Genomic DNA, 24,229 nt, shown 5'->3' with positions numbered 1-24,229 from the left:
AAAGAATAATATGAAGAAATATATATTAATTATAATTTTTATTTTTATACACTTTGCCTCTTGTCAACAGAACGAAATAGATCCCAAAGAGTACTTTCTACAAGTCGTTAATATAAAAGCAAATCAACTCAATGCGGATACTTATAAGTTAAGTTCGTTTGGGAGGATGATGCTATTTGAGAGTGAGAAATGTCTAATCAAAGAGAATTATTTAGGTGATTCTCTTTTGGATAAAATATATTATACAAAAGACAGTATTCTATCTTTTTCCCAAACAGGAGAAGGCCCAGATGAAAACATCATGCCTCGTTTGATGCAAAAGAAAGATAAATCAAATGTGATTATATTGGATATACAAAAGAAACAAATTATAACCAAAAGTTTATCTAAAAGTATTTCTTCTATTGTGAATTTGGAATATATGTTTCTCTCTGCTATTCAAACAAAGCATGGGTATGTCGTTTCTGGACTCCTTGATAAAGAGGAAACAAATACTAAGAGATATGCTTTGTTTGATTGTGCAGGTAAATATGTGAAGTCTTTTGGCGATTTTCCAAATGATGGGAACGATAGTGGAGGTAAAAGTAAAACATTTGCCTATCAAGGCTATATGGTTTATAATTCAGTATTAGATAGATTGGCTACGGTTGCGGCCTCTGGCGCTATCTTTGAACTATATCAGATAGATACGATTCCAATGCTCATAAAACGTTATCACGATATTTATCCTATATACATTGATGATAGTAGATCTGGCAGGAACGGCATAAAGCATGGCAAAGAGAATGTAATCGGTTATACGGATATATATGCGACTGATCGTTATATTTATACTTTATATTCAGGGAAAAAGTTGAATCAGCATACTAATACAAGAATGTTAGATACTATGTTAAGTAATGACATTTTAGTATATGATTGGAGTGGAAAATGTATTTGTCGATTAGTTACTGATATAAAACTATTCAATATTTGTGTGACAAACGATGATAAAGAACTAATAGCCTTGGGCTGGGATGATGATTATCATCTGTATTCTTTTGATCTATCAAAGGTTACATTTACATGGTAGTAAAAAAGCATTTTAGCTATGATAGTAAGATACTTTTTTTTCTTTATTATTTTAACTTTTTATGCTTGTTCTTCGAATGAAAATGTTCTATTGGAATTAGCGTTGGATAACTCCGGAGAAAATAGATCGGAGTTAGAAGCTGTTCTAGATCATTATAAGGATAATCAGAAGAAACAGGAAGCTGCCCGCTTTCTAATAAGTAATATGATAGGGAAGCAAGTATTAGATAGTAACTCGGTGAAAGGAAACCATGTGTATTTCGATGCTTTCGCTAATTATAGAGAGACATACGGTTCCTTTTTATATGATATCCAATACGCTATATATGATAGTATAAACAAATTGTATTCTTATACAAAAGTAAATCCTCGCTTTTTATCTGATTTGAAAGAATTGTCTTCTGATTATCTTATACATCATATAGATCAGTGTTTTCAAAATAAAGAGCGATATCCTTGGTGTAAGAATATGGACTGGGATATTTTCTTTGATTATGTACTCCCTTACACTACAGATAATTGTCATTGGGAACATGCTGGGAGTTATTTTGATCGAAAATATGCTTCACTACGAGATTCTATGTATATGTGTTCGTATGAAGAAATTGGTAAAGCTATATCGGATGAGGTAGAGCAGGGCTTTCTCAATGAATGGATAATCTTTACCGGTAAATATCAAGGATTGCGTCCTATGACTTTCCAAAATATAGTAGCCACTCAAATGGGAACTTGTTTAGAAAAGTCTACATATAAAATTGCTGCATTGAGGGCGAATGGTATACCTGCTGCATTAAATATGGTTCCCTGTTGGGGAAATTCACAATATCCTCATTCATGGGTCGAGATTATAGGGAGTAAGCAATTCGGCATGATATATGATAATACACAAAGACCTTTCCTTACTAAGGATGACATTAAGATAGACGGGATGTTTTGGAGAGATGTCTATCAATCTAAAATTGATATGTTTCCGTCGACTATTACTATTCAATATTGTAGGACTGCTCCTAAAGTCTATAGGTATAACTATCGGATACAACCCCACTCGCTCGCTATCTTGTCTAAAGAAGAAATACCTCCTTTATTCAAAAATCCGGGGATTCAAGATATCACGGACCAGTATGTCGTATGCGAAGATATAGAGGTACCACTTTGGAATGAGAAACATCCCAAAGAATATGTCTATTTATGTTGCTATGATATTATTGGTTGGAATCCAGTGTGTTGGGGGCGACCGGAAGGTTCCAAGGTACGTTTTCCTAAAATGGGGGTTAACATGCTCTATCTTCCCGCTTATTATAATGATGGAGAGATACGACCTGCTGGAGATGCGTTTATTCTGACTCGTGAAGGTAAATTACGTAAGTTATTACCAGATTTTGAAAAAGCGGAAAGTTCTGCTACATTCTATTCAAAAGTTCCATATAGAATGAATACGGCGCTTCAAGCCGCAGGAACGATAGGAACCCGCTTTTATGTTTGTAACAAGAAAGATCTTTCGGATCGTTCTTTGATATATTCTATTGAAAATCCTCCCTTTTATGTGGATAGTTTCCGTATATCTGTTTCCCAAAAATATCGTTATTTGATCTGTGATTTTCAAGAAACACAGCCATTGGGCTATTTTTACGCTATAGCGGAAATAAAAGTATTTGGAGGCGATGGCCAGCAGTTTTCCGGAGAGTGGGGTGGAAATGAAGGGACTAAAGGACATGGTCTCGATTTGGTGACAGATCAGGACCGAGTGTCTTATTATCAACCAGATCAATTTCAAAAAGATCAATTTGTTGTTCTAGATCTAGGCGAACCTAAACAGATAGCGAAGGTGGAATTTTATCCGAGGAATGATGATAATAAGATCGTAACGGGAGAATTATATGAACTCTTCTATTGGGACAAAAAGTGGATATCATTAGGTAAACAGTATGCCGAAGACAATAAATTAATTTATCAAAATATTCCACGGGAATCTATTTTTCGTATTCATAACCATACACGAGGAAAAGAACATCGCCCGTTTACTTATGAAGGCGGAAAACAAGTGTGGTATTAATTTGTGTTAAATCAAGGCTTTCTTGATTTTTCCGTGTAAGGGTAAAGCTCTTCTTCGGGATATACTTATTACACGATGAGAAAAACGTATACACATATCGAATTATTAGATCGCTTTATGAGTGGCAAGACTTCACCGGAAGAAGAGCAAACTCTTTTGGCGTGGTTTAGCGATCCCGATCATAAGGAAGAGATCATGGCTTTTTATAAGTCTAGATGGGAAGAATCTTCCGGGAAAAAGCTTCCTCCTAAGCTACAAGGACAGATGTTCTGTGAGATTAAAAAGCGGATAAGACAAGAGGAGAAAACTTTGGAGATAAAGAAGAAACCGCATACCTTATGGAAGTGGCTTTCTTATGCGGCGGTGGCTTTAATATGTATAGGCCTTGGAATTGGCTCCCATTGGTATAATATGAGACAGGTTCCACCACCTGATCCATTGGATTATGTGGTGTTGGCAGATAATGGGCAACGTGCTAGCGTGGTTCTTCCTGATGGGACGAAAGTATGGTTAAATTCGCATACTAAACTTAATTATAAGAGTGATTATGGCGTGAAAGAAAGATCAGTTTCTTTATCTGGTGAGGCTTATTTTGAAGTTTCGAAAGATACATTGCGCCGTTTCTTGGTAAATGCGGGGGATATGGAAGTCGAGGCGCTAGGCACAGCTTTTAATGTGAAGGCGTATGAGGAAGATGACGAGGTGGTTACGACCTTGTTTGAAGGCAGTGTACGAACAGCGGTTGGAAAAGAGTTTGTGATTCTGTCTCCGGATGAGAGTGCGGTTTTTAATAAGTCTAGTCATATATTATCTGTTAATCACCCGACAAATGCTTCTTATGCCCGTCTTTGGCGTACGAATGAACTGGCCTTCTCTGGCGAGTCGTTGGAGGAGATCGCGGTATTGTTGAATCGAATGTATAATGTTGAAGTTCGTTTTTTGTCCAATAAGATTAAAGGCTACAGTTTCTCGGGGGTGATCCGAAATAATAGTCTGGATAATGTATTTGAAATAATAAGCCTTACGGCTCCGATTACGTATGTGTCGGTAGGTGATACTATTTATTTAAATGAGAAATAGAAAGTTGAGTGTTAACCTAATAAAGAAGAAGCCTATGAGATGAGCTAGATGATTGTAGTAAAAAAAGAAGAAAGGCAAGGCCCTTCTTCCTCTTAAGCAAAATCACTTGTATATAATATCTTCAAGGAAATAACTAGCCGGTTATAAATAAGATAGAATATGTAAATGATTTGCTTGTAAAGTTACCTGTTTAAAATCTATGTATTATTAAAAAACTTTTAAAAATGAGTAATTTCAAGCACTCTTTTTTCCGGACACTTTTGTATGCCCAATTATTGTCGGGCTTTTCCGGAGTTGCGATTGCCGCCCAGATATCGTTGTCGGTAAAGGATAGACCGATGCGGGAGGTTATTAAAGAATTAGAGGAAACGACTGAATATCGTTTTTTCTATAATGATGGGATCAAAGGTCTGAATTCTCCGATCTCTGTTGACGTGGAAGATGCGGATATTAATGCTGTAATGGATGCGATAGCAAAGCAAGCGAATGTGGCTTATGTATTGAAATCGGGTCATCAGATCGTTTTATCATCGGTAAAAACTGTTCAGCAACAAGGTAATAAGAAAGTTACCGGTACGATTACAGACCCGAAAGGGGAACCAATCATCGGGGCGAATGTGGTCGTGAAAGGATCTACCAATGGTACCATCACGGATATAGATGGTCATTTCTCTATTGAGGTAACTCCGAATGCGATACTTCAGGTTTCTTATATTGGTTATGTGGTTCAAGATGTTCCGGTAGGCAATAAAGATAATTTGGTTATATCTATTCATGAGGACACGCAGAAGCTGGATGAGGTAGTCGTGGTGGGTTATGGTTCCCAGAAAAAAGTGAATTTGACTGGTGCGGTAGAGCAAGTGACTAGTGATGTATTCGAGGGGCGTCCTACGGCTAACGCTACTCAGATGTTAGAAGGAGTTGTCCCGAACTTGAATATTTCCTTGTCTGATGGTAAACCGGGGCGTACGGCGGATTTTAACGTACGTGGCGCCGGTTCTATCAATGGTGGTAGTGCTTTGGTGTTGATTGATGGTGTGGAAGGAGACCCTTCTATGTTAAATCCGAATGATATTGAGAGTATTTCCGTATTGAAGGATGCTGCCGCTTCCGCTATTTATGGCGCACGTGCTCCATTTGGCGTGGTTTTGATCACGACGAAGAACGCTACGGAAGGTAAGCCGAAGGTGACATGGTCTTCTAGCTATTCATTACAATCACCACAGAATGTGCCGGATGTAGTTTCCGATGGTTATATTTGGGCAAAGCATTTTTATGACGCTTATTTTAATTACAATCAAGCGAATCCTTCTGGTATCAACAAGACACAGCAATTTTCCGTGGCTTGGCTGGACGAGTATAAGCGCCGTCATGAGACGGGCGATTTCGGGACGGTGATCTCTGATGGCTCTATCGGTACAAAAGGCCGTTATGTATATTATCCGGAAGGAACCGACTATTATGATCTGATGTATAAGAAGAGTGTCTTTGCGCAGAATCAAAATCTTTCCATCTCGGGTTCCGACGGGAAGTTTGATTATTATTTGTCAGGACGTTTCTATAGTTACGATGGACTTTTCGATAGCGATGAGCAAACGGATAAGTTCAAGACCTATAATATGCGCTTCAAAGGAGGTTATCAGTTAACTCCTTGGTTGAAGATCAACAATAACTTTGAGTTTTCCCATAATAAATACTACAATCCGATTACCTATTCGGAAGGTTCTGGTGTGGTATGGAGAAATATCGCGGACGAGGGACACCCGTCATCGCCACTGTTCAACCCTGATGGTACGATGACTTATTCTGCCGTCTATACCGTAGGCGATTTGCTTTATGGACGTAGCGGTATTACGACAAAGAACTCCAACTTAAAGAATACTACGACATTCAATGCGAAGTTCTTGGGTGACCGTTTGCGTGTGAATGGTGATTTTACTTATCAACAGAAGACGCAAGAGAAGACCAAGAAACAAGTACGTTCACCGTATGCACGGTCGGTTGATGCAGATGGGGAAAGCCAGATCGAACATATTACGGGTACCTATTCCAATTTGGCAGAGACAACTGATCATACGAACTATCTAGCAACGAACCTTTTCGCAGAGTTTGAGGAAACTTTTGCCGAGAAACATTATTTCAAGGCCATGGCTGGATGGAATTACGAAAAATCTACTTTCAAACGCATCTATGCTTATAATGATGACTTGTTGACGGATGACGTGGACAACATGAATTTGGTGATGGGTACTGATAACCGGAGTATTACCTCACAATGGAAAGCTTATCAGTTTGGCGGCGCTTTCTTCCGTTTGAATTATGCCTTTGATGATCGTTATCTGTTGGAGGTAAACGGACGTTACGATGGTTCCTCCCGCTTCCCGAGTAATGAGCGTTGGGCTTTCTTCCCTTCGGCTTCCGTGGGTTGGCGAATCTCGCAAGAACCTTGGTGGAATGTTAAGTCCGAACATATCTCTAACGCTAAGATCCGATTTTCTTGGGGCTCTTTGGGTAATGCTGCCGGGTTGAGTAATTATCAATATATCCAGACATTGGGTATCAGCAAGTCTGATTATATCCTTGACGGTTTACGGCAGAATTATATGTCATCTCCGGCGGCTCTTCCCGGCAACTTGACGTGGGAAACCGCTACGACGTATGATATAGGAGCGGATTTAGGATTCTTTGATAATCGTTTGACCGTAAGTGGAGATTATTATATCCGTAAAACAACTGATATGATCGTGAATGGTCCGACCGTGCCGGATGTGTTCGGTGCTTCTTCTCCGAAAGGTAATTATGCGGATATGTCTACTTATGGCTATGAGTTGTCTTTGGAATGGAGAGATGGATTTGATTTAGCTGGTAAACGATTTAATTATAGCATCAAGGGTACATTGGCAGATTACTATTCAGTGATCGATAGGTTTAATAATGCGAATATGTCATTGAGCGAGTACGCCAATCAATCACTCGACAAGAATTATTACGAGGGGATGCGTATCGGTGAGATTTGGGGATTTGTATCCAATGGTTTGTGGCAGGACCAAGCCAGTATCGATGCGGCTGAGGCTGCCGCGAAAGCTGCGGGACAATCCTATTATAATCCGCTCATGCAAACATCGAAAACCTATAAGTTGTATCCGGGTGATATTAAGTTTGAAGACTTAAATGGCAACGGTTATATTGATCGTGGACAGAATACGGTAGATGATCCGGGCGACCGTAAGATCATCGGTAACGAGGAGCCTCGTTATATTTATAGCTTTACGCTTTCTGCCGATTGGAACAATATCTGGGTGAGTGCTTTCTTCCAAGGAGTGGGTAAGCAGGATTGGTATCCGTCTAATGAAGCCTCTACGTTCTGGGGGCAATACAATCGCCCGTATAACCAGATGCCTTCTTGGCATGTGGGAAACTATTGGACTCCTGAGAACCCGGATGCATTCTTGCCTCGTTACGCTGGTTACTATGCGCCTTTCTATGGAGGTCATAAGAACGCTAACACGCGCTATTTGATGAATGCGGCCTATCTACGCTTGAAGAACATACAGGTTGGCTATAATTTACCGTCGGAATGGATTAAAAAATTGCATTTGACAAATGTGGGAATTTACCTTTCCGGGGAAAATCTCTTTACATGGTCTCCGCTTTACAAATATTCCAAGGATGTCAATGTCTCGAATATCGGTGAATCGGATAAGGACTTGACTTCCAGCAACAGTGGTGATGGATATAATTACCCGATGATGAAGTCGTTCAGCATCGGCCTGAATGTTACATTTTAAAGAATAGGAGATTATACGAAATGAAAAAGAATATACTATTAAGCGGTCTGGTGGCACTCTTGGCTATATTTTCGGGATGTGAGATGAATGAGGAACCAAAGTCGGAGGCTTCTGTGGATATGGTGTTTAGCTCCGAGAATGGTTTGAAGACGTATGCATATTCGTTTTACAATGTCTTACCTTCCCGGGGAAGTGCTTTCCGGCGTGATGCTACGGCGGATTATGGAGTGAAGAATTCCTTAGGCGGTATGGAGGTTGGCGCTTATACCACGAATAGCGCGACGAGCTGGTCGTGGTCGGCTCTTCGTAATATAAATTTCTTTTTGGAGAATAACGTGAATGAGTCACTAAGCACAACTATCCGTGACAATTACAATGGTATCGCACGCTTGTTCCGTGCTCGCTTCTATTTTGATAAATTGGTACAATATGGCGAGGTACCTTGGATTGATAAGGTATTTAACGAGGCTGAAGACCCGGATCTTTATAACCCGCGTGATACGCGTGATGTGATTATCGGGCATATCTTGGAGGATTTGGATTATGCGTATACGAATATATTGGAAGAGGATGTCACGCATAATTCAACGATCGTAAATAAATGGACAGCTGCCGCTTTCAAATCTCGTGTTTGCTTGTTTGAGGCTGCTTGGCGTAAATACCATGCCGCTGACCAATTGGATATCGCTCGTACGGGATGTACGGAATATTCGGCCAAAGATTTATATAAACTAGCGGCTGAGGCGGCTAGGGAAGTTATGGATAACGGACCGTACAAACTTTATACTTCGGGTGCTTATAGCGATGGCCGTGGAGCGTATCGCGAACTTTTCATTGCCGATAAGGCCGTTACCACGGAGGTAATGATGGCTATCGAGACTGACAAGGTGTTAGGACTGGGTGAGCAGAATTGGTGGTATAATTCCTCTACTTACGGACCACACTTATGCATGAGCCGTAAATTTATGCTGTCATACTTGAATGCGGATGGTACGCCTTATGTCGAGAAAAAAGCGGATGGAAGCTATAAGAATTTCGTGGAGGAGACAACAGGACGTGATACCCGCTTGAACCAAACGATCCGGGGAGCGGATTATACCCGTAAGAATGCTTCTGGTGTTTATGAGCCGACCGCGGCTAATTTTACGGGACATACATTGACGGGATATCAGTTTACGAAGTTTGCCATGGATGACGTGGCTTACGATGATGCGGCTACGAATGATAATGACATTCCTATCATGCGCTATGCTGAGGTTTTGTTGAACTATGCTGAGGCTAAGGCTGAATTAGGCGAACTGACTGATGCGGATTGGGCGGCTACGATAGGTGCGCTTCGTTCTCGTGCGGGAATTACGGGAGGTACACCACAGACAGGTACATTGACAACCCGTCCGTCATCCGCAGAGCCTTATATCGCTTCTTATTACCCGACGATCTCTGATCCTTCCTTGTTGGAGATCCGTCGCGAACGTGGTATTGAACTTTGTCTGGAAGGTTTGCGCCTAAATGATTTGAAACGTTGGAATTGTTGCGATCTTTGGGTGAACGATCCTTGGGAAGGTATCTTTATCCCATCACTTAACCAACCGTTGGATGTGAATGGCGATGGTAATTATGATGCCTATTTCTATGATACGGATAAGATCGCTGATGAGAAGTATGCTGCGATTGGTGTCTATGTGGGTACAAATAAGAGTAATGTGCTTAACGTGAAGCCGGTTCAAGGAGGTTATTTGATGGAGTATAATTACGCCGGACGTAGCTGGCCGGCTCGTCAGTACTTATATCCGATACCGGAGGTAGTAATTCAGTTCAATACGAATCTAAGCCAGAATCCGGGCTGGTAATCAAGGGGGTATCATGAGAAACTTAATTATAGTGTTTATCTCTTTATTTACTTTCTGCATAGGGATATCCGGACAACAGAAGTGTAAACTGAACGTGGGTAGTTTTAACCTGCGGTATGATAATGAGGGGGATAAGGATGATTCATGGGTACACCGCAAAGACATGGCGGTATCTTTGGTTCATTTCCATGATTTTGATGTCTTTGGGATTCAAGAAGGGTTGATTCACCAAGTGAAGGATTTGGTGAAAGATGGTATGTATACGTTTGTTGGTGTAGGCCGGGATGACGGAAAAGAGGCTGGGGAACATGCCGCGGTTTTATTTAAGAAAGATCGGTTTAAATTATTGGACTCAGGAAATTACTGGCTGTCGGAGACACAGGATAAGCCTTCTTTTGGCTGGGATGCGCAATGCCGGAGGGTTTGTTCTTGGGCGAAGTTGAAGGATAAGGTTTCGGGAAAGGAATTTTATTTCTTCAGCGTTCATTTTGACCATATCGGTAAGGTGGCACGTCATGAGTCTGCTTTGATAATGTTGGCTAATATTAAAAAGATAGCGGGGGATTCCCCTGCTATCTGTGTAGGTGATTTCAATGGTACGCCGGATTCTGAGCCTATACAAATACTGAAATCCGATGGTTTACTGTTGGACTCACGGGAAATCTCAAAAACACCACCCTATGGGACGGTAGGAACGACAAACCAATTCAATTTGAATGCCCCGATGAAAAACCGGATTGACTATATTTTCGTCACTAAAGGTATTCAGGTAAATAAATATGGGACTTTGAACGAGTGCCAGTATGGGCATTTCTCTTCGGATCATTTCCCGATAATGATAGAGGCAGAGTTCTAATTTATTGATGTGGATTTAATTTTATGATAAAAGGTATGAAGAAGCTAATTTATTCTTTTTTATTTGTCCTTTGTTCCGTATTTGCGTTACAAGCGGAGTCAATGGTAGTAGCCACCTATAATTTGCGTAATGCGAATGCGGGAGACTCGACGAATGGGAATGGCTGGGGACAACGTTATCCCTACATTGCCCAATTGGTGCAGTTCCATGGTTTTGATATCTTTGGGACTCAAGAAGGTAAATATCATCAGTTGCAAGATCTAAAGAATGCGATGCCCGGTTATGATTATATCGGGGTAGGACGTGATGATGGTAAGCAAGCTGGTGAATATTCTGCCATATTTTATCGTACGGGAAAGTTCGAGGTGCTCGATCATGGGGACTTTTGGTTGTCTACGATAACCGATCGCCCTAATAAGGGATGGGATGCCGTTCTTCCCCGTATTTGCACATGGGGTAAATTTCGGGATAAACAAACCGGCTTTACTTTCTTGTTCTTTAACTTACATATGGATCATATTGGTGTACAGGCCCGTGCGGAAAGCGCGAAACTTATCCTTAAGAAGTTGAAAGAATTTCCGGAGAAGCTACCGGCGATTCTAACAGGTGATTTTAATGTGGATCAACATAATGAATCCTACTTATTACTGGACAATTCCGGTATTATGCGGGATTCTTATCAGATAGCGGATTTCCGGTATGTACCCAACGGCACGTTTAATGCCTTCCATGCGGATCGCAAAACAGACAGTCGTATCGATCATTTATTCCTTACGAAAGAGTTTGATGTGAAAAAATATGGTGTCTTGACGGATACATATCGTTCGGAAGCGAAAGATGCGAAGAATGAGCAAAATGCGAATTTTCCGAAGGAGGTCTCCATGCAAAAACATGTAGCTCGTGTTCCATCTGATCATTTCCCTGTGATGATTGTAGTAGAAGTAAAATAATTCAAACATAAGATTCATGGTAAAAGGGAAGTGTCGTGAGATATTTCCCTTTTTATTTGCTGGGGAGTAAAAGGGAAGATGATCTTATATGAAAAGAATGATAAAATAATCAATCAAATAATAATTTTCCTACTTTTGCGTCACAGGAGATTTGTGGAAAGGCAGGATTAATTTCTTGTAAAATATCCTTCTGAGATCTATTTCAACTGAGTCTCGGCAAGACTATGGTTTTGTTGATAAACTGTAAATTATTCTACCACATATATTTATAATCCAGTTCTCCTTTTCCTGAAATCTCAGATCTCTTTACTAAGCATCTTTTTAAACTTCGGTTACAAACTGAATTTGTTCGCTTTATATCTTCGTTCTTCTTTTTGTTAGCCATAGTCTTGCCGAAACTCTTTTACCTGTAAAGACGATTGTGAATATTCATGATAAATGAAGATTATATGCAGGAAGTTCATGCCGATAAGGTCTTAATGCTAGCGATCGGAAATAATGATTATATCAGTTATAATAAACTGTTTGATCGTTATTACGGGCGTCTTTGTCAGTATGTGTATAGTCTATTGATGGATAGAAATGATGCGGAGGATGTTGTTCAAGAGCTTTTCTTGAATTTATGGAAAAATAGGGGGAGAATAGAGATAAAGGAAAATGTATCAGGATATTTATATCGGATGGCTAAACATCTGGCCTTGAACTTTATCCGATCAAAGGTGCAGACGGGAAGTTTATCAGAGAATCAAGACTTATTACTTCTATCCTATGAGGATAATCAACTGGAAACAGAAGAGTTTAGGATCGCTCTTTATGATTGTATAGACCATTTGCCGGATCGGAGTAGAGAAGTGTTACTTCTTCACAGGGTAAAAGGATTGAAGCAGAAAGAAATATCGGAGAAACTATCTATATCCGTGAAAACAATTAAAAATCAAATATGGATGTCTTTACAGAAGTTGAAGGAATGTCTGGAGATGAAGGAGGTATAAAATAATGAGAAAATTTTCAAGGTTCGTATAGGACCTTTTTTTATTTGTGGTGTCATTTAAATAAAGACTAGACTCATGGAGAAGAAAAAGCAAATAGGAGAACACATCGTTGACCATTTATCGGAGAGGATGAATGAAGAGATCGTGGATCCGGTTCTGGATGAATGGTTGGCTGAGGATGAGTCTAATCAAGAGGATTTTAAACGGTATAAAGAGATCTGGAAAGAAACAGGCTCTTATCTGGAGCAAGAAACTTTTAATGCTCAATACGCATGGGATAAGATCGATCGTATCAATAAGGAGAGAGATAATAAGCGGAAACGCTTGGTGAATATCGGATATATCATTTCAGGAGTGGCGGCTACTTTATTGCTTGTCCTCGGGTTTTCGAAAATGGGAGTATTTGATAAACAGCCGGAAATGCTGGTTCGAATGACCGCTGATTACGGAAGCCGATCGGAGGTGGTCTTGCCGGATGGTTCCGTTGTTAAGCTGAATTCTGGATCTGATATTACGTATTCCTATAACGCAAAGGAGAATATCAGGGAAGTGAATTTCCAAGGAGAGGGCTTCTTCGATGTCTCGAAGAACAAGATACCGTTCGTGATCAAGATGAGCAATGGATTACGCTTAAAGGTACATGGAACTTCTTTTAATTTGCAAGCGTATACGGATGAAAAAACAGTTGAAGCCTCGTTGGTGGAAGGCTGTATCGAGTTGGATCATGGGAATGATAAGTTGTTAATGAACGCCGGTGACATGGCGATTTTCGATAAGCAAACCAACAAGATGAGACCGATATCGGGTGTGTTATCTCATTCGTACAGCTGGCTGGAGGATAAACTCTATATGGATCATATGTCGTTGGCTTCCGTCTGCAAATATCTGGAGAGGAGGTACGATGTAACCATCCATCTTCAAAAGGATTTGGGGAATAGTATACATTACGATGGAGTCATACAGGAGGAAACCATAACGGATATATTGGGCGTACTATCCCGATTGAGTGATATAAGTTATAACGTGAAAGGAAAAAATATAAGTATAACCTCTAAATAAAGTCTGCCTATGAAGTAAAGAACAGGAATCGCATGAATACACATGAAAAACGGGAAATGCTGGAACATTCCCCGTCATCTTTTTGATCATTAAAATTAGTGCTCGTAACACTAGTGTTAACAAACAATCGAATTACAAATATATGAATTTTTGGAATATAGCAAGGCCGGAAGAGTCTCCGGTCCTTAAAAAAACTTTGTCTATTATGAGATTGACGACATTATTCTCTATCGCATGTTCACTTCAGATCTCGGCCTCTGTCTATTCGCAAGAGACAAAGTTGTCTTTGGACGTTAATAACCAGACAATAAAGGAGGTTCTTTTCAAGATAGAGAAACAGTCTGGCTTCCGTTTTATCTACGAGAGCGAGAAGGTTAACCTGAATAAGAAAGTATCTGTACATGTGAAAGAGCAGACGGTGGAAACCATTTTAAAGCGTCTTTTCGCAGGGGAAGACGTAAAGTATGAGATTACGGAGAATAATTTCATCTTGATTAATCCCTCTACAAAAAACGAGAAAGCCGCCCCTTCCTCACAAGCCGTTTTGCAAAAGAAGAATTTAGTGCAAGGTGTAGTGACCGACGAGAATGGTGAACCTATTATTGGCGCGAACGTAGTTGAGAAAGGTACTACCAACGGAACGGTTACGGACCTTGATGGAAAATTTACGATGGAGGTATCGGAAAACGGTGTCCTTCAAATCTCTTACATCGGATATGCCATGACGGAATTGCGTCCCGGCAAGGAAGCGAATTTGAACGTGAAGTTACGGGAAGATGCTTTGCAAATGGATGAGGTTGTAGTTGTCGGTTATGGTACGGTAAAAAGAGCGAACTTGGGTGGTGCCGTATCTACGGCCGACGCGAAAGCGTTTGAATCTCGTCCGATTCAGAATGCGGCTCAGGCTTTGCAGGGAGAGGTACCCGGTTTGACGATTACACGTGCCGGAGGCGCTCCGGGTTCGGACATGACCATGAAGGTTCGTGATGTCTCTTCTATCAACGGTGGTACTCCCCTTGTTTTGATTGATGGAGCGGAGGGAAACATTAATATGATCAATCCTTCCGATATCGAGAATATTTCCGTATTGAAAGATGGTACGGCCGCTATTTACGGTGCTCGTGCCTCGGATGGTGTTATTCTGGTGACAACGAAAAGTGGTAAGCGCAATCAGAAGACATCTGTTGCTTTTGATGCATATTACTCTATTAAGACTCCTGCGTTGTTAAGGAAACCGGCGAATCTATTACAACATGCGGAGATGGCCTTGGAGATCACCGATGGATCATTCACTCCAGAATACACGAGAGATCAATTGGACCTGATCCGGCAGAATAGTGATCTGGTGTTGACTGATGCGGAATGGGGGCGTTGGACCGGTTATCCGCAATTCTTCAAGGATCAAGACTGGAATGATATGCTTATTGGCAATGGTAATATGCAGAATTACAATGTCAATATCTCCGGCGGTGGAGAGAGATACTCGTATATGTTGTCTTTAGGCCATCAGCGGGAGGAAGGTATCCCTAAATTTGGTGAGGATGTGAACAAGCGTTACTTCGTACGTGCTAAATCGAGCGTCGAGATCTTCAAGAACTTGACTTACGATCTTAATTTAGCTTATGAGGCAAGCAACAGGGACTATTCCTCGGGTTTGACGGAAGGACAAAATATATGGGAACTGATTTATAAGACTCGCTCTTGGACTCCGATGTACAATCCGTCGGGAACTTTCTATACATTCGAGGGTTTCGATAATCCGGCCCAAGTATTGGAAGACGGGGGTATGGTGAATAAGACTACAGGTAATATAACGGTCAACAACCAATTACGCTGGAAAGTGATCGACGGATTACAATTGGTGGGGCAAGCCGTGATCCGTAAGTATGATATGGACGAGAACGTGACGAACAAGAAAATCACCAATTACGATTGGGATAATAACGAGGTCCGGGAGAAACGTACGCCGAATAGTGCGGAGCGTCGTTACCAGAAGACCTTGTCTAAGAACTTCACGCTCTATGCCGATTATAAAAAGAACTTCAATGACCGGCATGATTTAAGCGTGATGGTCGGTACTTCCCATGAGTCTGAGAACTATGATAGGTTCACGGCGAAGCGTATTAACTTCGACCAACAAGAAAATATGTCTTTGCAATTGGGAAGCGCCCAAGATCAAAACGCTTGGAGCGAGGGAAATCAGTGGACGATTAATTCTTTCTTCTCCAGAGTGAATTATACGTTTGCCAATAAATATGTCATCGAAGGAACGATCCGTGCGGATGGTAGTTCCCGCTTTGATCCGGATCACCGTTGGGGATGGTTCCCGGGAGTGAATGCGGCGTGGCGTGTCGGGGAAGAAGGCTTCATGAAAAGATTGGGTTGGTTCGAGGACTTGAAGGTAAGGGCTTCTTACGGAGAGATGGGTAATCAGTCCGGTATCGGATTGTATGATTATATTCAATTGATCTCTTTATCGAACGATTATTATCCTTTCGGGGCTGGCGTAAAAGGACAAATGGCTACGTCTGGAAATATTATTTCTACCTCTCGTACATGGGAGACGATCCAGACAACCAATGTGGGATTTGATTTCTCGACGCTCAATAACCGTTTATATGGATCGTTCGACTACTTCTGGAAAGAGAATAAAAACATGCTTATCCCGAAGACATATCCTTCTATGTTAGGTGCGGACGCTCCGAGCACGAACAGCGGGCATTTAAGTATTCATGGATGGGAAATCTCTCTAGGCTGGAGGGATCAGATCAAGGATTTCAGCTACTCGGTTCGCTTTAATATCAGTGACGCGAAAAACAAAGTCGTGGATCGGGTTGGAAGTAACCTGATCAAATTAGGTAATAACGAGACTCCGACCGGATATCCGTTGAATTCCTATTTCGGATATGAATTTGATGGAATCATCCAGAATGAGCAAGAATTGGAGGCGTATAAATCTCGTTTCTCGGAAGGGGGTATCCCGGGTGACTTGAGCGTAGGTGACGCTATGTACAAAGACTTGGATGGAGACGGGAAGCTATCCGTATTAGGTGATGGTAAAGAAGGCTCCGGTGACGTGAAATACTTGGGCGACAAGAACCCGCGTTATAATTTCGGCTTTAACCTGAGTATGGCTTGGAAGGGATTCGATCTGAGCGCTTTTATACAAGGAGTCGGCCGTAGGACGATGTTCTTGGAAGGGGAGAGCCGATGCCCGATGCCAGAGGCATGGTATCAATCCGCCGAGTATTGGTATGGAAAGACTTGGACCCCGGAAAGAACGGATGCCCAGTATCCGGCGATCACGTTGAAGGATAAACGAAACTACAATTATTATGTATCTACGAACACGAAGTTTAACGTTGCGTATGCCCGTTTGAAAAACTTGCAGTTCGGTTATACGATCCCGCAGACTTTGACCTCGAAGGCCGGTTTGCAGAAGGTGCGGGTGTATTTTTCCGGCGAGGATTTATTTGAGGTACATAACACGCCAAATGGTTGGGACCCGGAGGAGAACAGCGGTAGCATTACCTCCTATCCGTTTACCCGTAATTATTCATTTGGTATAAATGTCGTATTTTAAAAATTAAAGCGAAAAGTCATGAAAAACTATCGGATAATATTGGGAAGCTTTATTGTTTCCGCTTTGTTCTTGTCAAGTTGCCAAGATATAGACCTGTTGCCAAAAGATAATATGCCGGACGAGCTATTCTGGAAAACCCCGGATGATTTCGAGAAAGAGGTCAATTGGCTCTACACACGTACCGAGACGTTCGGCACGAAGGATACGGATAGCGATATCGCCTATGAGTTGAACGAGAATACGACGAGCAACGGTACGTTGATCGCCCCGAATACGGATGCCCTATGGGACTCTACTTTCATAGACCTGCGTCAGAGCAATATGATTATCGAGAAGAGCCAGACGTACGAGGGCGATCCCTCGGAGATCGAGCGGTATGTGGCTGAGGCCCGTTTCTTCCGTGCTTACTCGCATTTTCGGTTGATGGCGAAATACAACGATATTCCTATCTTGACGAAGGTGCTTACCGTAGATTCCCCGGAGTTGTATGGTTCTAGGAATAAGCAACAGGAGGTGGAGGACTTCATCTTGTCGGAACTCAACGAGGTGTATGCTAAACTACCCTTGCAAAGTGAGTTAAGCTCGGATGAGGTGGGACGTGTAACCCAAGGCGCTGCCTTGGCGTTGAAAGCGAGGGTTGCCTTGTTTGCCGGGACGTGGGCGAAGTATCACCAGCACCGTTCGGACTATCAGCAGTTGTTGCAACAAGCGATCGATGCCGCTGCAAAAGTGATCGATAGTGGTGAGTATGCTTTATATGAAGGCTCTGGTGAGGAGAGCTACCGCTACTTGTTTATCAATGCGGGCGATAATTCAAAAGAGGGTATCTTCGACAGTCGGTATGAGACGGATATCCGCCACCATAGCGACGCGTGCCCTGTATATTGGGGATGGCGAGGGACGCCTACCCGTAAGCTGGCAGATATGTATTTGTGTAAGAGTACGGGATTGCCAATTGAGAACGCTAATTCCGGATTTGAGGGATATGCCACGATCAAGAGCGAATACGAGAATCGTGATCCTCGTATGAAACAGACCTTCTTGATGCCCGGAACCGACTATATCAGTCCGCAAGACGGCGCCTTGACTTGCCCGCCGCAATTTACCATACGTCCCGAGACACGTACGGGTTATAAGTTGTGGAAATATATGGCGGAGACTTCCGTTCCTTCTGACAAGGATGTATATGATTATCACATCATCCGTTATCCGGAGGTATTGCTGATATTGGCTGAGGCCACTTACGAGAAAGACGGGGCGATCAGCGATGACATCTTGAACAAGACGATCAATGTGATCCGTTCCCGGAAAGGCGTGGAGATGCCTCCTCTGACCAACGCTTTCGTGAAGGGTAATGGGTTGGATATGCGGATGGAGATCCGTCGGGAACGTACGATCGAGTTAGCGTTCGAAGGCTTCCGCAGGGATGATTTGAGACGTTGGAAGACGGCTGAGACGGAATTGATAGGTGCCATAAAAGGTATTAAGCTGAAAGGTTCGGAATACGAGAACTTGGATGTCTTGAACGAGGGAAATCCCGGTTTGACAGACGAAAATGGTTTCTTGATTGTGGAACCGGCGGAGAATCGTAACTTTGTGACCCCGAAGCATTACTATTATTCCCTTCCGTTGGATGAGTTGTATCTGAACCCGAACTTGGCTCCGAACAACCCGGGGTGGTAGGGTAATGCCTTATATTCCGGTAAAAATGGCCTTGCACTGGTGTAAAATGCCTTTTTAGATCTAAGAAATGGCTTTGCACCCTCGCAAAGTACCTTTTAGATTCCTAAAAACGACTTTGCGCTTGTGAAATGCCATTTTTAGATTTAAGAAATGGCTTTGCACCCTTGCGAAATGCCTTTTAGATTTCTAAAAATGATTTTACACCGGTGAAATGCCATTTCTAGAATATTTTATGAGAGTAAATGAATTTAAAATTGAATCGAATGTCATTCATAAAGAAGATAGGTCTTGTATGCTTTATCGTCTTCTGCTGTGCGGGATGCCGTAGCGCGGGAGAGAAACCGGTTGAGAGTGCGGCTGCTCCCCGTATTATCAACATCATCAATTTCATCCGCCAGACAGATTACCGGGTGGAGAACGCTGATAGTTTATTGTACGAGACGGTTTGTGAGCAAGTGAAATTGGTGAATAAATATGATTTACCGGCAACCTTCTTATTGCAGTACGATGCGTTGATCAACCCATTGTACCAAGATCTGTTGAAAAGTAAACTCAATGATCATTCCGAGATCGGCGCTTGGTGGGAACTTACGCAACCGCAGATCGAGGCCGCCGGGATCAAGTGGCGTGGCGAGCATTCTTGGGTCTCGCACGCGAATATCGCTTTCAGCACCGGATATACGAAAGAAGAACGGGAGCGACTGGTGGATGTCTATATGGCGAAGTTCAAGGAGATATTCGGCACGTACCCGAAATCGATCGGCTCTTGGTTTATCGATGCGCATACCTTGGGGTATATGTACGATAAATATAAGATCGTGGCGTCGTGCAACTGCAAGGACCAAGTGGGGACGGATGGTTATACCCTATGGGGTGGTTACTGGAACCAAGCCTATTACCCGAGCCGGGTAAACGCCTATATGCCGGCGCAGACCGAGGAGGGGCAAATCCCCGTTCCTATTTTCCGTATGCTGGGCAGTGATCCTATTTATCAGTATGATGATGGTCTGGGACAAGAGCGTCAAGGGGTGATCTCCTTGGAACCCGTGTATGAGAAGGCGGGCATGGATCGCCGCTGGGTGGATTATTTCTTGGAATCGATCGTGAACCGGCCTTGTCTGGCCTTCAATTACGCGCAAGCGGGACAGGAGAACTCTTTCACGTGGAGTAATATGAGCAAGGGACTGGAGATGCAGATCCCTATCTTGGACTCCTTGAGGAAGGAAAATAAGATCCGGGTGGAGACGCTGGGCGAATCCGGTGCGTGGTTCAAGGAATGCTTCAAGGTTACGCCGGCGACGGCTGTCACTACGTTGACGGATGTCCGTGGAGAAGGAAATAAGACGGTCTGGTTTAACAGCCGTTATTATCGGGCGAACTTATTGTGGGAGAAGGGAACGTTCCGCTTTAGGGATATCCATCTTTTCGACGAGAGCTATAAGTCCGCTTATCTGGAAAAGCCTGGAGACGGGAACCAGTTCTTGTTCTATACCTTGCCCGTCGTGGACGGATTCATGTGGAGCGAGGGACTCGATCGTGCCGGGCTTCGGATCGTCCGATTAGACAAGGATGGAGATAAGGAGGAACTTACCTTGGACCATCCGGTAGTGACGGAGATAGGCAAGGATACCTTGGTAGTTTCCGCCGAAGACTCAAAAGGCCATGCTTTCAAGATCACGTTCTATGAGACCCGCTTCGAGGTAGTCGCTCTATCAAAGGAGGCGGACTTCTCATGGGCTTTAGAGCTAAAGGCTGCGGCAGGGAAGGAGCTACCTTTCACCGTTATAGAGGATAAGGCGGTCAACGCTAGCTTCGATGGTTTCAACTACGTGATCACTTGTGGAAAAGGCCGGATAAAGAAGCCTGAATCCGGTTCGGATTATGTCTTTAGGATATTTCCGTCGGATCAGGAAATAGTAATAGATTGTACAAATGGGAAGAAGTAATATGAATATATCAGTTTGGAGAAAATGGGCGATCGTATGGATGGTCGCTGTGCTCAGTGGTTTTCAATTAAGGGCGGCGGATCCTGTGGTCGCCCCGGCGAATACGGAACCGCTGACGATAGAAGGAAATCGTTTTGTCACCTTATGTATCATGATACGTACGACGCCTTGGGAGGTCTCTAGGGATGTCAAGTTGCATCCCCGCGATGAGGTGGATTGGCATACGCTTGAGGGAGTGCGGGCCTTGCGGGAGGCTTTCGCCACGAATAACCCGAACGGTCGTCTTACATGGGGATTCACGATGAATGCCTTGGAGGACGGACGGAAGAATTACCGGGAGATCCGTGATTACGTAGTGGAGTGCCAAAAGAAATATGGGGATGAGGTTACTTATTTCCCCGGTTATTTTCCGGCGATGTATCTACCCCGTGAGCGGGTAAACCGTGAGATGTCGGAGGCGATAGAGATCATTTCTAAAATGGTAGGAAATGGTTATCGTCCGCAGTCAATTATGGGAGGTTTCTTATCGGCCGATAATTTGAGATATTTGGCGGAGAAAGAGAACATCCATGTGGCGCACGCCGTGATCTGGAGCCAGCATAATATAGACGGTGGTGGTGCTGACGGTTCTCCTTCTTATCCTTTCTATCCCTCGACGGAACACTTCTGCAAGCCGGCGCAGGGAAAAAGCGATTTCATCGATTGCGTGAATCTGGATGGCTGGACGATGGACTTTATCTGTGCCCGCCGTAGTGGACAGACCGGACATGGTATCGATGGATACAACAGCCGTAGAGGTGTCGGTCCGATCGAGACGTACAAAGGTTGGGGGCTCGACTTAGGGCATCGTGAGGTGATGCACACGGAAGCGATTCACTTTGATAAAGGTCTTGAGTTGAATGGCTTTGGCTGGGTCGCCAATATCTGGGAGGCGCAGATGGTACATGAGTTCGGGAAGGATCTCATCTGTGATGCCATGAAGATGTGGGTAACGGGTACCAAGGAACGCTGGCCGGATACTCATTTCGTTACGTTCGGAGAATTTGGCGAACTTTGGAGAAAACAATATAAATCGAACGACGACTGGAACTATCGCTTCGTAGAACGAGGCTCTGGTTTGGGAGACTCTTATAATAATTTGGAGATAAAATGGTTTATGAATAAGGAATTCCGCTTGGCCTTATTACGTGATTGGCATACGAAAAATTCCCCGGCTTACGTCATCGACTTTACCCGTTATGATTTGCAAGCCCATGAACCTGCCGATCCCAGCCCCGAGAAACCGGCTAAGGATTGGAGCTTGATCAACAAAATCAATCAAAAAGGCCTCCGTCCGCAAGATAAGCCGGTCTTGATCGATAAGTTGGAGAAAGAAGATCAAGATTTGATCCGGAAATATTATCCGGAATTACTTAAATAGTTGGTTTATGAAAAAGATTACCGTTGTTTGTTTAGCTCTTTGCTCCTTTCTTTTTGGGGGAGATCTCTTACCCGTAAAGGCGCAAATCCTAGAGAAGTTCACATTGCCTACCCCATGGACAGAGGAGGCATTGAAGGCTGAGATTCCTTTACCGGAATATCCGCGTCCGCAGATGGTGCGTTCGGAATGGTTGAATCTGAATGGTATATGGGATTATATGGGAGGAAAAGACCTGCTCGATCCTGTTACGGCAACCACCCCTCCAGTCTTTCCCGCAAAAGTAGAAAAGATACGTGTGCCGTATCCTCCGGAATCGGAATTATCCGGTATAGCTCGTGGGGGTGATACTTGCCTGTGGTATAAGCGTAGCTTCTCTGTTCCTCAAGCATGGAAGGGCAGGAATGTATTGTTGAATTTTGGGGCTGTAGATCGGATCTCGTCTGTGTTTGTCAACGGTAAGAAGGTGGGTACCCATACGGGAGGGTACGATGCTTTTAGTTTAAATATTTCTGATTATTTGAAATCCGGTGAAAATGTCCTTGTGGTAGGTGCTTATGATCCTAACGACGGCCGGGCCGCTTCGGGCAAGAACGGCTCACGTGGAGATTATATTTTTACCTCCGGTATCTGGCAAACCGTTTGGCTTGAACCGGTAGAGAAACAATATATTTCTCAGATTAAGCTAGTGCCCGATTTAAAAAATAATCGGTTGGAAGTAATTGCTTATACGGAGGATAAGGAGTTAAAGGTAACGGCTATCGCGGATAATGGTACTTCAGAGGTGGCAAGAACCGAAGGAAATTCCAATATGAGTTTTTACTTGCCTATCCGGGAGTCCCGTCTATGGAGCCCGGATGATCCTTTCTTGTATGGTTTGAAATTACAGTTGAAAGATCGAAAGGGCAAGATAATCGATGAGGTATCCTCTTATTTTGGTATGCGCTCGGTTAGCATGGGAAAGGTAGATGGTGTGCTTCGGCCTTTATTGAACGGGGAGTTTGTTTTCCATATCGGTCTTTTAGATCAAGGTTATTGGCCCGATGGCGCGTTTACCGCTCCTACCGACAAGGCTTTGTTATATGATATAGAACTGGCGAAACGTGCGGGTTTTAATGTAATACGCAAGCATATCAAAGTAGAGCCTCAACGTTGGTATTATCATTGTGATAGGCTTGGCTTGATGGTTTGGCAAGATATGCCGAATCTTTGGGAGCCTGATGGTGAGGATTCAGTGGCGGTTCGTAAACAGTTCCGTGACGAATTGAAAGTGATGATTGACCAACACGTCAGCTCGCCTTCTATCGTGATGTGGGTCCCGTTTAATGAGAATTGGGGAGCCTTTGAAGCGACAGACATCACAGCTTGGGTGAAAAAGTACGATCCGAATCGTTGGGTAAACGGTATGTCGGGATATAATTACGCTCCGGGCTATCGGAAAGCTTATGGAGATACCGGAAATGGAGATTTCGTAGATATGCATCATTATGGCAAGATCGAGCCTAAGGCGATCCCCCGTCCCGATGATAAACGTGCTGCGTCCCTTGGTGAATTCGGAGGAAAAGGTCTATTTGTGCGTGGGCATATGTGGCCTGTACGCAATGACGCTTATGAGATGATGTTGAATAGAGAGGTCCTGACCGATACCTATGTATTAATGCTTACCGAGCTAGAGCAGATGATAAACTATTTCGGACTAAGCACGGCCATCTATACGCAGACTACAGATGTGGAACATGAGATAAATGGCTTGGTCACTTATGACCGAAAGGTGGAAAAGATGGATCTGGAGAAAGTTAAGTACATCAATCAGGAAGTTATAAGATGTACAAGAAAAAAGTAGCATATCCTCTAAAATGTTGATAATTAAAGAATACGGGATTCATTGATGAGTTCCGTGT

General features: G+C 43.0%; 14 protein-coding genes. All 14 read left to right on the top strand.

Annotation, left to right across the window (positions count from 1 at the left end):
* The first annotated feature begins 10 nt into the window (after positions 1-10).
* The 14 genes from CI959_RS07125 (at position 11) to CI959_RS07060 (ending at position 24,171) form a co-directional block, all read left to right on the top strand.
* Entirely contained in the window at positions 11-1,072 is a 1,062-nt protein-coding gene (locus CI959_RS07125) for a BF3164 family lipoprotein (protein WP_008777719.1), read from the top strand.
* An 18-nt stretch (positions 1,073-1,090) separates the two neighbouring features.
* Complete coding sequence (locus CI959_RS07120; protein WP_005863552.1) at positions 1,091-3,124, top strand: transglutaminase domain-containing protein; 2,034 nt, start codon at positions 1,091-1,093, stop codon at positions 3,122-3,124.
* Positions 3,125-3,199: 75 nt separating this feature from the next.
* Entirely contained in the window at positions 3,200-4,204 is a 1,005-nt protein-coding gene (locus tag CI959_RS07115) for a FecR family protein (protein ID WP_057317257.1), read from the top strand.
* A 224-nt stretch (positions 4,205-4,428) separates the two neighbouring features.
* Positions 4,429-7,992: a TonB-dependent receptor gene (locus CI959_RS07110; RefSeq protein ID WP_057317258.1), complete on the top strand. Its 3,564-nt coding sequence runs from the start codon at positions 4,429-4,431 to the stop codon at positions 7,990-7,992.
* Positions 7,993-8,012: 20 nt separating this feature from the next.
* Positions 8,013-9,842, top strand: a complete 1,830-nt coding sequence (locus CI959_RS07105) for a RagB/SusD family nutrient uptake outer membrane protein (protein ID WP_057317259.1) — start codon at positions 8,013-8,015, stop codon at positions 9,840-9,842.
* Between the two features lie 13 nt (positions 9,843-9,855).
* Entirely contained in the window at positions 9,856-10,698 is an 843-nt protein-coding gene (locus tag CI959_RS07100) for an endonuclease/exonuclease/phosphatase family protein (protein WP_057317260.1), read from the top strand.
* Between the two features lie 35 nt (positions 10,699-10,733).
* Positions 10,734-11,648 (top strand): endonuclease/exonuclease/phosphatase family protein, encoded by a 915-nt coding sequence (locus tag CI959_RS07095; RefSeq protein ID WP_005860191.1) that lies wholly within the window; start codon positions 10,734-10,736, stop codon positions 11,646-11,648.
* Positions 11,649-12,097: 449 nt separating this feature from the next.
* The gene (locus CI959_RS07090) at positions 12,098-12,640 is read left to right on the top strand and encodes an RNA polymerase sigma factor (RefSeq protein ID WP_009275414.1); all 543 of its coding nucleotides are present in this window, start codon (positions 12,098-12,100) and stop codon (positions 12,638-12,640) included.
* 75 nt (positions 12,641-12,715) lie between these two features.
* A complete protein-coding gene (locus tag CI959_RS07085) occupies positions 12,716-13,699 on the top strand; it encodes a FecR family protein (protein WP_008779009.1) in 984 nt (327 codons plus the stop codon).
* Between the two features lie 142 nt (positions 13,700-13,841).
* On the top strand, positions 13,842-17,282 hold the full coding sequence (locus tag CI959_RS07080; protein ID WP_057317261.1) for a TonB-dependent receptor: 3,441 nt from the start codon (positions 13,842-13,844) through the stop codon (positions 17,280-17,282).
* A gap of 18 nt (positions 17,283-17,300) precedes the next feature.
* Positions 17,301-18,965 (top strand): RagB/SusD family nutrient uptake outer membrane protein, encoded by a 1,665-nt coding sequence (locus CI959_RS07075; RefSeq protein ID WP_057317262.1) that lies wholly within the window; start codon positions 17,301-17,303, stop codon positions 18,963-18,965.
* A gap of 263 nt (positions 18,966-19,228) precedes the next feature.
* Positions 19,229-20,911, top strand: a complete 1,683-nt coding sequence (locus CI959_RS07070; protein ID WP_172680045.1) for a hypothetical protein — start codon at positions 19,229-19,231, stop codon at positions 20,909-20,911.
* Complete coding sequence (locus CI959_RS07065) at positions 20,898-22,331, top strand: DUF3863 domain-containing protein (protein ID WP_057317264.1); 1,434 nt, start codon at positions 20,898-20,900, stop codon at positions 22,329-22,331. The genes CI959_RS07070 and CI959_RS07065 overlap by 14 nt, the downstream gene beginning before the upstream one ends.
* Before the next feature lie 7 nt (positions 22,332-22,338).
* Positions 22,339-24,171: a glycoside hydrolase family 2 protein gene (locus CI959_RS07060; RefSeq protein ID WP_057317265.1), complete on the top strand. Its 1,833-nt coding sequence runs from the start codon at positions 22,339-22,341 to the stop codon at positions 24,169-24,171.
* Positions 24,172-24,229 lie beyond the last annotated feature (58 nt).

Origin of the sequence: Parabacteroides sp. AT13, assembly GCF_002272965.1 — a bacterium.
Lineage (GTDB): Bacteria > Bacteroidota > Bacteroidia > Bacteroidales > Tannerellaceae > Parabacteroides > Parabacteroides distasonis.
This window is presented reverse-complemented; position numbering and strand designations above follow the sequence as displayed.